The following is an 11,864-nucleotide window of genomic DNA, read 5'->3' on the forward strand; positions in this document are numbered from 1 at the left end:
CGTTCATGGCAGATCTTGAGATACGAGCCGCACTCGCCGACGATGTGCCCGCCATCGTCGCGATGCTGGCCGACGACCCACTGGGTGCCCGACGCGAGTCGCCGGACGATCTGAGCCCGTACCTGGCCGCACTGGAGCGTCTGAGCCGGGATCCCAACCAGCACCTGGTCGTCGCCGTCCGCGACGGGCGCGTCGTCGGCACCCTGCAGCTCACCGTGATTCCCGGCCTGTCCCGCAGAGGGGCCACCCGCTCCGTCATAGAGGCCGTACGCGTCCATGCCGACGAACGCGGCAGCGGTCTCGGGACAGAGCTCATCGAGTGGGCGGTCGCGGAATCCCGCCGCCAGGACTGCCGACTGGTCCAGCTCACCTCCGACGTCTCCCGCACCGACGCCCACCGCTTCTACGAGCGGCTCGGCTTCGAGGCCTCGCACGTCGGCTTCAAACTGCCGCTCTGAAGCCTGCCGACGACGCACGTCGGCGAGGCGGCCTGTTTCACGTGAAACAGGCCGCCTCGCATCCGGTGGCGGCTACCGGACCCCTCGCCAGCCTTCCGGGTCCACTCCACCGGGCACCGGAGCGTCCTCGTCGTACGGCTGCCGCGTGAACACGAACGACCCGAGGTCCAGATGGCTCACAGAGCCGTCGGGCCGTCGTACGGGCCGCAGAAGCTCGCCCGCGTAGTAGCCGTTGAGCCCCGTCCACGTCCCGTCGCCGTTCGCCCGGAAGCCGGCCCCCCGGCCGACACCCGAGAGCGGGCTCAGCACCAGACTCCCGTCGGCCGGCAACCGCAGTCCGAATGTCTGGGTCCCCCAGTACCACTGCCCCGCCAACTCCAAGGCGCTCTGGTCCACCTCGGACATCGGCTGCCAGGGTTCGGGGATCCGTGGCTCCGCCTCGGCGACGATCCGCACCAGATCGGCGGCCACGGTGGACACGGCCGGCCCCGAGGTGCAGTTGGACAGCACCACTGCCGCCACGTCGTCCTCCGCGCTGATCACCAGTGCGGCGAGAAAGCCCGGCAGAGAGCCGGCGTGCCCCACCAGGGTCCGGCCGCCTTGGTGCGTGATCTGCAGGGCGAGCCCGTACGAGGACCCCGCCGCAAGGTCCGCGGTCTCGGGCGGAGCGGCAGGCGCACGCATCTCCCTGACGGACTCCGCGCTCAGCACCCGGTCATCACCGTGCGCGAGGAAGACGGCGAAGCGGGCCAAGTCCCCGGTGGTGGACCACAGCTGCCCGGCCGGAGCCATCCGCCCGAGGTCCTCCACGGGTTCGGGCATCATGGCGTCCGCCCAGGGATGGACCGCCCATCCCCCCGCGTGCGGCGCCTGCGGGCGGGCGCTCGTGCGGTGCAGGCCGAGCGGTTCGAGAACCTCGCGGTGCAGTACTTCCTCCCAGGGTGCGCCGCGCAGTTCCTCGACCAGCGCGCCGAGCAACGTGTAGCCGGGGTTCGAGTAGTGGTGGCGTCGTCCGACCGGATGCCGGAAGGGCTGTTCGCCCAGCACGTCGGCCAGTTCGGGACGCAGGGAGCCGGATGTACGCTCCCACCACGGAGCAGGCGACTCGGCGGCCAGCCCTCCGGTGTGGGCGAGCAGTTGGGAGATGGTGACCTCCCCCGCACCGGTGCCCGGCACATGCTTCTCCAACGGGTCACCGAGATCCAGGACACCCTCGTCACGCAGCCGCAGCACCAGAACGGCGGTGAAGGTCTTGGTGATGGAGCCGATCCGGTACTGCACGTTCTCGTCCGGGCCGTGACCCGGCACCGAGGTCCGTGCTCCGTTCCATACCGTCTTCCCGCCCCGCACCACCGAGGCGACGAGTGACGGCGCCCGTCCCTCGCTCTGCGCGACGGCAATGCGGTGCAGCAGGGCCCGGCGGGTACCGGGAAGCAGGTCATCGTGGGATGTCGTCATGACACCAGTCCACCCCGGCCGGGCTCCGGACGTCGAATGGATTGGACCGGAGCCACCGTGGACCCCGACGCCATGGCACAACCCGGCGCCTGATCAACGGGCTGCGGCTCCGACCTCCCGCGCAGCGGCGAGGTAGGCGAGAACCAGCGCCCGCTTGTCGTCCTGGCGGGCGGCCACCGCCAGCCGAGACGGGGAGACACCCCGTACCGGCACGGCGATCACCTCGTCCCGGACGAGCAGCGGGGCGTTGCCAGCGGCCAGCAGCGCCACTCCCTGGCCGCCGGCGACCGCCTCGTGCGTCTCCTCGGCGCTGGCCACCACCCCGCCGATCCGCGGCTGCCGACCGCCCCGGGCGTCCAGGGCGAGCCAGTGGTCCCGCAGCGGGCCGGCTTCCGGTGGTAGAGCGAGGAAGGGCTCTTCCAGCAGGTCGGTGAAATCCACTTTCCCCTCGGGGTCGGACGCGGCCCGCGCCGCCAAGGGGTGTCCGTCCGGGAGCGCGACCAGCCGTGGCTCGCGGGCCACCACCGCGTACCGGTACTGGTCATCGTCCGGCAGCGGCAGCCAGACGAAGGCCACGTCGCTGGATCCGTCCGCCAGCCCGGCGCTGGGATCGGCCCAGTTGACCTGGCGCAGGACAGGCCGTGCGTCCGGATGCCGGGAGACGAGGCGGGCCCGCAGGGCGGGGAGCAGCCCACGGCCCGGGCTGGTGGACATGCCGATCACCAGAGTGCGCCGCTCGGCGGTCTTCGCCTCCTCCATCGCGGCCTCCGCGCCCTGCCAGGCGGCCAGTACCGCGCGGGCGTGCGGTAAGAGGACTTCCCCCACGGGGGTCAGCCGAACTGTCCGCCGGTCCCGTTCGAACAGGGCGACGCCCAGTTGCTTCTCCAGCATCCGGATCTGCTTGCTCAGGGCAGGCTGGGAGACGAACAGCCGCTCGGCAGCGCGCGTGAAGCTCAATTCCTCGGCGACCGAGATGAAGTAATGCAGATCACGCCCATGGACGTTCATAACCCATGGCTATCACAACGGGTCTTGGACGCCCCGCCGATGCCTGACGAAGGATCGGGTCTGTCGAACCGGAAGGCCCTGAAGGGCAGTTGACGAAGGAGACGAAGATGAGCGAGGACGCCAAGGTCTGGCTGGTGACCGGCGCGAGCAGCGGTTTCGGACGGGCCATCGCGGAGGCCGCGGTCGCCGCTGGTGACACGGTGATCGGCACTGCCCGGCGGGCCGAGGCACTGGACGACCTGGTCGCCGCGCACCCGGACCGTGTCGAGGCGATCAGCCTGGACGTCACCGACGGCGAGCGGATCGATGTGGTGGCCGCCGACGTCCTGGCGCGCTACGGCAGGGTGGACGTGCTGGTGAACAACGCCGGCCGTACCCAGGTGGGGGCGTTCGAGGAGACCACCGACCGGGAGCTGCGTGATCTGTTCGAGCTGCATGTGTTCGGTCCCGCGCGTCTGACCCGGGTGCTGCTGCCACAGATGAGGGAGCGGGGCAGCGGATCGGTCGTGAACATCAGCAGCTTCGGCGGGCAGCTGTCCTTCGCCGGGTTCTCCGCGTACAGCGCGACCAAGGCGGCGCTGGAGCAGTTGTCGGAGGGCTTGGCCGACGAGGTGACACCGTTCGGCATCAAGGTGCTGATCGTGGAGCCCGGCGCGTTCCGTACCAACCTGTTCGGCAAGGGCGCGGCGTACTTCTCCGAGGAGAACCCGGCGTACAAGGAGAAGGTCGGCGCGACCCGGCAGACGGTGCAGAGCGGCGACGGCAGCCAGCCCGGCGACCCGGCGAAGGCCGCGGCAGCGATCCGGCTGGCTCTGGACGCCGAGAAGACCCCGCTCCGCCTCGCCCTCGGCGGCGACGCGGTGGATTTCCTGACCTCGCACCTGGATTCCGTGCGGGCCGAGCTCACCGAATGGGAGGAGGTCTCCCGGGGGACGGACTTCGACACGGAGTGAGTCCGCTCGTGGCATGCCGGTCCTGCGCGACCTGGGCGTTCCTGGCTGTCTCACGGCCTTGTCACCCGTGATCGGTCCCAGATCCGTGGCGTTCCCTCGTGCGGGCGAGGCCGAGATCAGGAGGCTTGCCCGTGTCGGCCGGGTACACCACGCTGGGTCCCGAGCACGAGGACTACCGGCGGGCCCGGATCGCGCACCGATGAGTTTCCCGCGCCGCGCTGGTCCATACACCGGACACCCACGGACGGAAGGCTGGGCCATGCGGAAACTGATCTACGGCATGAACCTGTCCCTGGACGGCTACATCGCCGCGGCCGGCGACGACATCGGCTGGGGCGGACCGCCGAGCGACGAGCTGTTCCGGTTGTGGCTCGACCACGAGCAGGCGAGCGGCCTGTCGCTGTACGGGCGCAAGCTGTGGGAGACGATGAGCTCCCACTGGCCGACCGGCGACCAGCAGCCCGACGCCACCCTGGCGGAGATCGAGTTCGCGCGGAACTGGCGGGACACACCGAAGGTGGTGTTCTCCTCGACGATCGACAAGGTCGACTGGAACACCCGCCTGGTCACCGGCGACGCGGTCGCCGAGATCACCCGGCTCAAGGCCGGGGACGGCGGCCCGATGAACATCGGCGGCGCGACGCTCGCCGGGGCGGCCATGCGCGCCGGGCTGATCGACGAGTACGTGATCGCCGCCCACCCGGTCCTGGTGGGCGGCGGCACGCCGTTCTTCACCGCGCTGGACGGCTGGGTGAACCTGAACCTGCTGGAGACGCGGACGTTTCCCGGCGGCGTGGTCCTGACCAGGTACGAGACGAGGCGCTGAGCGCTTCAGCCGTCAGGTCTGGGCCATGTCCACGAAGCGCGAGTAGTGACCCTGGAAGGCCACCGTGATCGTCGCCGTCGGACCGTTACGGTGCTTGCCGACGATGATGTCCGCCTCACCGGCGCGCGGGGACTCCTTCTCGTACGCGTCCTCGCGGTGGAGCAGGATGACCATGTCCGCGTCCTGCTCGATCGAGCCGGACTCACGCAGGTCGGAGACCATGGGCTTCTTGTCCGTACGCTGCTCGGGGCCACGGTTGAGCTGGGACAGCGCGATCACCGGCAGTTCCAGCTCCTTGGCCAGCAGCTTCAGGTTTCGCGACATGTCCGAGACCTCCTGCTGGCGGCTCTCGGAACGCTTGCCGCCGGACTGCATCAGCTGGAGGTAGTCGATGACCACGAGCTTGAGGTCGGCGCGCTGCTTGAGACGGCGGCACTTGGCGCGGATCTCCATCATCGACAGGTTCGGGGAGTCGTCGATGTAGAGGGGGGCGGCCGAGACGTCCGGCATACGGCGGGCGAGCCGGGTCCAGTCCTCGTCCGTCATGGTTCCGGACCGCATGTGGTGCAGTGCCACGCGCGCCTCGGCGGACAGCAGGCGCATCGCGATCTCGTTGCGGCCCATTTCGAGCGAGAAGATCACGCTCGGCATGTTGTGCTTGATCGAGCAGGCGCGTGCGAAGTCCAGGGCCAGCGTCGACTTACCCATGGCGGGACGGGCCGCGATGATGATCATCTGGCCGGGGTGCAGACCGTTGGTGAGCGAGTCGAGGTCGGTGAAGCCGGTCGGCACGCCGGTCATCTCCCCCGAACGCGAGCCGATCGCCTCGATCTCGTCGAGCGCGCCCTCCATGATGTCGCCGAGCGGCAGATAGTCCTCGGTGGTGCGCTGCTCGGTGACCGCGTAGATCTCGGCCTGGGCGCTGTTGACGATCTCGTCGACGTCGCCGTCGGCCGCGTACCCCATCTGCGTGATGCGCGTGCCGGCCTCGACCAGTCGGCGCAGGACCGCGCGCTCGTGCACGATCTCCGCGTAGTACTCGGCGTTCGCGGCGGTCGGGACCGTCTGGACCAGCGTGTGCAGATAGGGGGCGCCGCCGACCTTGGTGATCTCGCCGCGCTTGGTGAGTTCGGCCGCCACCGTGATGGGGTCGGCCGGCTCACCCTTCGCGTACAGGTCGAGGATCGCTCCGTAGATGGTCTCGTGCGCGGGCCGGTAGAAGTCGTGGCCCTTGAGCACCTCGACGACGTCGGCGATGGCGTCCTTCGACAGGAGCATGCCGCCGAGGACCGACTGCTCGGCGTCGAGGTCCTGCGGCGGCACCCGTTCGAAGGATGAACCGCCGCTCTCCCACGATCCGTTGTCGCGGTCGTGCTGCTCGTCGCGGCCTCGGCCTCCGTTCCCCTGCCGGCGGGACGAGGGAAGACGATCACTGGGCCCACTGTCTGCCCAGGGGTCGTCCAAGGGCTCGGAAATAGTCACCGAGCCACCTCCTCCCGTCCGCGGAGCGGACCTAGCAGTGCCATCAATTTCTACGGCACGGCACTGACAAGTGAGCGGCCCGGCTCCGGATCCCGCGCGTCGGTTTTGCGTGCTTTCCGAGGGCGGAGAGGAGAACGGGCGCCGCACCACGTTAGGCCCGCGGGCAGCCTCAGCCAATCCAGTTATCCACAGGCCATGTGGACGACGGCCCCAATGCTGTGGAGAACTCGGCGAAACCTGTGCACGACCCGGTGGACAGCCCTGTGAACAAGCCCTCAAGCCTCACAGAGAACATGATCTGACCTGGTCTTTTCCCATCCACCGGCTGTGTAGAAGAAAAACTTCCCCAGCAGGACCAAGATCGCCTCGAACAGTGCGCCACACCACACCCCGCACACCAAGAGGTAAGGGTCCTTCGCCTTTTGCATCTCTTACCTGTGGAAGATTAGATTGATGCCCATGACACAGGCTTCCGCGGCCCCCAGGGCCGCCCGGCGTCGGCACGACCGGGAGATCGTCGCACTGGCCGTTCCGGCGTTCGGCGCCCTCGTGGCCGAGCCTCTCTTCGTGCTGGCCGACAGTGCCATCGTCGGCCATCTCGGCACCGCGCAGCTGGCCGGACTCGGCGTGGCCTCGGCCCTCCTCATGACAGCCGTCGGAGTCTTCGTCTTCCTCGCCTACGCCACGACCGCTGCGGTCGCCCGCAGGGTCGGCGCCGGCGATCTGCGGGCCGCGATCCGCCAGGGCATGGACGGCATCTGGCTCGCCCTGCTCATCGGCGTGGCCGTGATCGCCGTCGCCCTGCCTGCCGCGCCCTTCCTCATGGAACTGTTCGGCGCGTCCGACTCCGTGGCCCCGTACGCGACGACCTATCTGCGGATCTCGCTGTTCGGCATTCCCGCCATGCTCGTCGTACTGGCCGCCACCGGCATCCTGCGCGGGCTCCAGGACACGAAGACCCCTCTCCATGTCGCCGTCGGAGGGTTCGCCGCCAACGCGCTCCTCAACACCGTCCTCGTCTACGGCGTCGGCCTCGGTATCGCCGGGTCCGCCTGGGGCACGGTCATCGCCCAGTGCGGCATGGCCGCCGTCTACCTCCATGTCGTACTCCGCGGAGCACGGAAGCACGGCGCTTCCCTGCGACCGGATGCCGTCGGCATACGAGCCTGCGCACAGGCCGGCGCCCCTCTGCTCGTCCGAACGCTGTCGCTCCGGGCGATCCTCCTGATCGCCACGGCGGTCGCCGCCCGGCTCGGGGACGCCGACATGGCGGCACACCAGATCATCGTGTCGCTGTGGAGTCTGCTCGCCTTCGCGCTCGACGCCATCGCCATCGCGGGACAGGCCATCATCGGGCGCTACCTCGGTGCGGGCGACGCTCATGGCGCGCGTGAGGCGTGCCGCCGCATGCTGCGGTGGGGACTCGTCACCGGGCTCGTACTCGGACTGCTGGTCATCGCCGCCCGCCCCCTGTTCCTTCCGCTGTTCAGCGGCGACTCGGGTGTACGGGACGCGGCGCTGCCCGCGCTGGTGATGGTGGCCGTCTCCCAGCCGGTCTGCGGGATCGTCTTCGTGCTGGACGGCGTGCTGATGGGTGCGGGGGACGGACCGTACCTGGCCCGGGCCATGCTGCTCACCCTGGCGGTGTTCGCCCCCGCCGCCCTGCTCGTCCCCGTCCTCGGTGGGGGGCTGACCGCGCTCTGGGGAACGATGACGCTGATGATGACGATCCGGATGCTGACCCTGTGGCTGCGCTCCCGCTCGGGCCGCTGGATCGTCACCGGCGCGACCCGCTGACACAGGCCGGACGCCTCACGAGAACCACAAGCGCCCGTTTCACGTGAAACGACGGCGATCCCCTGCATCCACGAAACAACTCCGTCCGGACCCATCCACACGGGCCCGGGGAGCACCCCCATCCACACGGGCCGAGGGAACACGCCCGTACGCACGTGCCCAGGGAAAGCAGAAGGGCCGCACCCGAGGGGTGCGGCCCTTCCTCTCAGCTATGCCGAGTGCTGCACTCAGGCAGCGACAACCTCGATGCTGACCTTGGCGGCAACCTCGGGGTGCAGACGCACGGACGTCTCGTGGGAGCCCAGGGTCTTGATGGGCGAGCCCAGCTCGATGCGGCGCTTGTCGACCTCGGGGCCACCGGAAGCCTTGATCGCCGAGGCGACGTCGGCCGGGGTGACGGAACCGAAGAGACGACCGGCGTCGCCGGAGCGAACGGCCAGGCGGACCTTGACACCCTCGAGACGGGCCTTGACCTCGTTGGCCTGCTCGATGGTCGCGATCTCGTGGATCTTGCGAGCACGACGGATCTGCTCGACGTCCTTCTCGCCACCCTTGGTCCAGCGGATCGCGAAGTTCCGCGGGATGAGGTAGTTGCGAGCGTAGCCGTCCTTGACGTCGACGACGTCGCCGGCGGCGCCGAGGCCGGAGACCTCGTGGGTAAGGATGATCTTCATGTGTCGGTCACCCTTCCTTTATCGCGCGGTGGACGTGTAGGGCAGCAGCGCCATCTCACGGCTGTTCTTCACAGCCGTGGCGACGTCACGCTGGTGCTGCGTGCAGTTGCCGGTCACGCGGCGGGCACGGATCTTGCCGCGGTCGGAAATGAACTTCCGCAGCATGTTCGTGTCCTTGTAGTCCACGTACGTGACCTTGTCCTTGCAGAACGCGCAGACCTTCTTCTTCGGCTTGCGCACAGGCGGCTTCGCCATGGTGTATCTCCTGTGTGATCAAGAAGTGGGGGTACGGCCCACCCTCGGCCCTGAGGCCTAGAAGGGGGGCTCGTCCGAGTAGCCGCCGCCGGAGCCGCCGGAGCTTCCGCCCCAGCCACCGCCACCGCCGCCGCCCTGGTTGCCACCGGCGGAACCGCCGGTCGCCCACTGGTCGTCGGCCGGAGCGCCGCCGCCCTGCTGACCGCCGCCGGGGCCACCGCCCCAGCCGCCGCCCTGCTGGCCGCCGCCACCACCGCCGTAACCGCCCTGGCCGCCTTGACCGCCCCGGCCCGTGGTCTTGGTGACCTTGGCCGTGGCGTTCTTCAGGCTGGCGCCGACTTCCTCCACGTCCAGTTCGTAGACCGTGCGCTTGACGCCCTGGTTGTCGTCGTAGGACCGCTGCTTCAGGCGGCCCTGCACGATGACGCGCATGCCGCGCTGGAGCGACTCGGTGACGTTCTCCGCCGCCTGCCGCCAGACCGAGCAGGTCAGGAACAGGCTCTCGCCGTCCTTCCACTCATTGGTCTGCCGGTCGAAGGTGCGGGGAGTGGACGCGACACGGAACTTCGCGACCGCCGCACCGGAGGGGGTGAAGCGCAGCTCGGGGTCGTCGACAAGATTGCCGACGACCGTGATGACGGTCTCGCCTGCCATAGGGGAACCTCTCGGCGGGTTTGCTGCTGGCTGCTGGTGCTACTCGATGCCCGAAATCAACTGAGCTGGAGAGCTCAGTGGGTCTCGGGGCGGAGGACCTTGGTCCGGAGGACCGACTCGTTCAGGTTCATCTGGCGGTCGAGCTCCTTGACGACCGCAGGCTCGGCCTGCAGGTCGATGACCGAGTAGATGCCCTCGGGCTTCTTCTTGATCTCGTACGAGAGACGACGACGGCCCCAGGTGTCGACCTTCTCGACCTTTCCGGCGCCCTCGCGGACGACGGAGAGGAAGTTCTCGATCAGGGGGGCGACAGCGCGCTCTTCCAGATCGGGGTCGAGGATGACCATCACTTCGTAGTGACGCATGTGGAACCCACCTCCTTTGGACTCGGCGGCCACGGTCGTTCCGTGGCAGGAGGGTCGTGATGCGTACGCAACGGTATCGGCAGCCACTGACAATCGGGCCGCCGATCGGTGAACCGAGCGGTGAACCCTGTCGTGACCCGGCCTTGAGCCTGGGCAGACACCGGTGCAGACGGTACAGACTACCTGCACACCCGCTTCCGGTTGAAATCTGGCCGGGTCGGCCGTCAATCTGTACACATCGGGTGTGTACGGCGCTACGATGCGCCGCCTTCCGCAGGAGGTGCCCCATGGCACAGGTAATGCGTCCCAGCACGACCGGCTCACTCTTCGCCACGGACGGCAAACCGCATCCGCTCCAGGACACCCTGCTCGCGGTGACCCTGGTGTGCGGAGTCCTCGCCTTCGTCACGTCGATGTTCCACAGCCTCCACCTGCTGAGCTCGTGGGCCGGTCTGATCGGGATCCTCACCGGCGCCTACGGCCAGTTCATCTCCGAGACGACCCGGGAACGCTTCGGACTGATCGTGGGACTCGGTCTGTCCGGCGTGGGTTTCTACCTCGGTCTGGCCCACGGCGGCCTCTTCGGCGGCGTGATCTGAGTCGAACGTCCGTTTTCCCCTGGCCTCGGAACGCCTCGCGACGCGTCCCCGGGGCCCAGGTTCCATACGGCTATTCGAGGCGCTCACAGGGCGCAGTAGGCTTCGGCGCGAGAGCCGGAGCCCTTGTACCCATGGGGACACACCAGCCCGAGGAGCGCCCCGAATGAGCCTGACCCTGAGGACCATCAGCCGAGAGCAGCATCTGGCATACATCCAGAGCCTGCCCGCGGCCAGCCACATGCAGGTCCCCGCATGGGCGGACGTGAAGGCCGAGTGGCGTTCCGAGAGCCTCGGATGGTTCGACGAGAAGACCGGCCAGATGGTCGGCGCGGGCCTGGTGCTGTACCGCCAGCTGCCCAAGATCAAGCGCTACCTCGCCTACCTGCCCGAGGGACCGGTCATCAACTGGTTCGCGCCGAACCTCGACGACTGGCTGCAGCCGATGCTCGCGCACCTCAAGCACCAGGGCGCCTTCTCCGTGAAGATGGGCCCGCCGGTGATCATCCGGCGCTGGGAGGCCACGTCCATCAAGGGCGGCATCCAGAACCCGGACGTGAAGCGCCTGCGGGACATCGAGGCCGACTTCATCGAGCCGCGCGCCTTCGAGGTCGCCGACAAGCTGCGCCGCATGGGCTGGCAGCAGGGCGAGGACGGCGGCGCCGGCTTCGGCGACGTCCAGCCCCGCTACGTCTTCCAGGTGCCGCTGGCCAATCGTTCCCTCGAAGAGGTCCACAAGAACTTCAACCAGCTCTGGCGCCGCAACATCAAGAAGGCCGAGAAGGCGGGCGTCGAGGTCGTCCAGGGCGGTTACCAGGACCTGGAGGAGTGGCAGCGGCTCTACGAGATCACCGCGATCCGCGACCGCTTCCGGCCGCGGCCGCTGTCGTACTTCCAGCGCATGTGGACGGCCCTCAACACCGAGGACCCGAACCGCATGCGGCTGTACTTCGCGCGTCACAACGGCGTGAACCTGTCCGCCGCGACGATGCTCGTCGTGGGCGGCCACGTCTGGTACTCCTACGGCGCCTCGGACAACATCGGCCGTGAGGTCCGTCCCTCGAACGCGATGCAGTGGCGCATGCTGCGCGACGCCTACGCGCTCGGCGCGACGGTCTACGATCTGCGCGGCATCTCCGACTCGCTGGACGAGACCGACCACCTCTTCGGTCTGATCCAGTTCAAGGTGGGCACCGGCGGAGAGGCGGCCGAGTACCTCGGCGAGTGGGACTTCCCGCTCAACAAGCTGCTCCACAAGGCGCTCGACATGTACATGTCCCGCCGCTGAGCCGTCCGGAACCGCGTCCCGGGCCGCCGGAACGCCCCGAATCGCAGCCC

Annotated in this window: 13 protein-coding genes; 6 read left to right on the top strand and 7 right to left on the bottom strand. The window is 68.8% G+C overall.

Annotation, left to right across the window (positions count from 1 at the left end):
• Positions 1 to 5 precede the first annotated feature (5 nt).
• The gene (locus ACFW6B_RS13275; RefSeq protein ID WP_386595207.1) at positions 6 to 458 is read left to right on the top strand and encodes a GNAT family N-acetyltransferase; all 453 of its coding nucleotides are present in this window, start codon (positions 6 to 8) and stop codon (positions 456 to 458) included.
• A 72-nt stretch (positions 459 to 530) separates the two neighbouring features.
• On the opposite strand, the gene ACFW6B_RS13280 is transcribed toward ACFW6B_RS13275, so the two are convergent.
• A complete protein-coding gene (locus tag ACFW6B_RS13280) occupies positions 531 to 1,916 on the bottom strand; it encodes a serine hydrolase domain-containing protein (protein ID WP_386595209.1) in 1,386 nt (461 codons plus the stop codon).
• A gap of 93 nt (positions 1,917 to 2,009) precedes the next feature.
• Positions 2,010 to 2,924, bottom strand: a complete 915-nt coding sequence (locus ACFW6B_RS13285) for a LysR substrate-binding domain-containing protein (protein ID WP_386595211.1) — start codon at positions 2,922 to 2,924, stop codon at positions 2,010 to 2,012.
• A gap of 107 nt (positions 2,925 to 3,031) precedes the next feature.
• Here ACFW6B_RS13285 and ACFW6B_RS13290 point away from each other — a divergent pair, with 107 nt between their 5' ends.
• Both ACFW6B_RS13290 and ACFW6B_RS13295 read left to right on the top strand, forming a co-directional pair.
• Positions 3,032 to 3,877, top strand: coding sequence for an oxidoreductase (locus ACFW6B_RS13290; RefSeq protein ID WP_386595213.1), 846 nt, complete (start codon positions 3,032 to 3,034; stop codon positions 3,875 to 3,877).
• Between the two features lie 259 nt (positions 3,878 to 4,136).
• Complete coding sequence (locus tag ACFW6B_RS13295; protein ID WP_386595214.1) at positions 4,137 to 4,703, top strand: dihydrofolate reductase family protein; 567 nt, start codon at positions 4,137 to 4,139, stop codon at positions 4,701 to 4,703.
• 12 nt (positions 4,704 to 4,715) lie between these two features.
• Here ACFW6B_RS13295 and dnaB read toward each other — a convergent pair whose 3' ends face one another.
• The gene (gene dnaB, locus ACFW6B_RS13300; protein WP_386595216.1) at positions 4,716 to 6,185 is read right to left on the bottom strand and encodes a replicative DNA helicase; all 1,470 of its coding nucleotides are present in this window, start codon (positions 6,183 to 6,185) and stop codon (positions 4,716 to 4,718) included.
• 459 nt (positions 6,186 to 6,644) lie between these two features.
• Between dnaB and ACFW6B_RS13305 the strand changes: the two genes are divergently transcribed.
• Positions 6,645 to 7,982, top strand: a complete 1,338-nt coding sequence (locus tag ACFW6B_RS13305) for an MATE family efflux transporter (protein WP_386595218.1) — start codon at positions 6,645 to 6,647, stop codon at positions 7,980 to 7,982.
• A gap of 227 nt (positions 7,983 to 8,209) precedes the next feature.
• Here ACFW6B_RS13305 and rplI read toward each other — a convergent pair whose 3' ends face one another.
• The 4 genes from rplI to rpsF all read right to left on the bottom strand — a co-directional run bounded on the left by rplI (position 8,210) and on the right by rpsF (position 9,930).
• Positions 8,210 to 8,656 carry a 50S ribosomal protein L9 gene (gene rplI / locus ACFW6B_RS13310; RefSeq protein ID WP_386595220.1) on the bottom strand — a complete coding sequence of 149 codons (447 nt, stop codon included), beginning with the start codon at positions 8,654 to 8,656 and terminating at the stop codon, positions 8,210 to 8,212.
• Between the two features lie 18 nt (positions 8,657 to 8,674).
• Positions 8,675 to 8,911, bottom strand: a complete 237-nt coding sequence (rpsR, locus tag ACFW6B_RS13315) for a 30S ribosomal protein S18 (protein WP_003949403.1) — start codon at positions 8,909 to 8,911, stop codon at positions 8,675 to 8,677.
• 57 nt (positions 8,912 to 8,968) lie between these two features.
• Entirely contained in the window at positions 8,969 to 9,565 is a 597-nt protein-coding gene (locus tag ACFW6B_RS13320; protein WP_386595222.1) for a single-stranded DNA-binding protein, read from the bottom strand.
• A gap of 74 nt (positions 9,566 to 9,639) precedes the next feature.
• Positions 9,640 to 9,930: a 30S ribosomal protein S6 gene (gene rpsF / locus ACFW6B_RS13325; protein WP_037615007.1), complete on the bottom strand. Its 291-nt coding sequence runs from the start codon at positions 9,928 to 9,930 to the stop codon at positions 9,640 to 9,642.
• Between the two features lie 287 nt (positions 9,931 to 10,217).
• Between rpsF and ACFW6B_RS13330 the strand changes: the two genes are divergently transcribed.
• Both ACFW6B_RS13330 and ACFW6B_RS13335 read left to right on the top strand, forming a co-directional pair.
• Entirely contained in the window at positions 10,218 to 10,529 is a 312-nt protein-coding gene (locus ACFW6B_RS13330) for a hypothetical protein (protein WP_326786772.1), read from the top strand.
• A gap of 163 nt (positions 10,530 to 10,692) precedes the next feature.
• A complete protein-coding gene (locus tag ACFW6B_RS13335) occupies positions 10,693 to 11,814 on the top strand; it encodes a lipid II:glycine glycyltransferase FemX (protein WP_386595225.1) in 1,122 nt (373 codons plus the stop codon).
• The last annotated feature ends 50 nt before the right edge of the window (positions 11,815 to 11,864 follow it).

The organism is Streptomyces sp. NPDC058751, assembly GCF_042746485.1.
GTDB lineage: Bacteria > Actinomycetota > Actinomycetes > Streptomycetales > Streptomycetaceae > Streptomyces.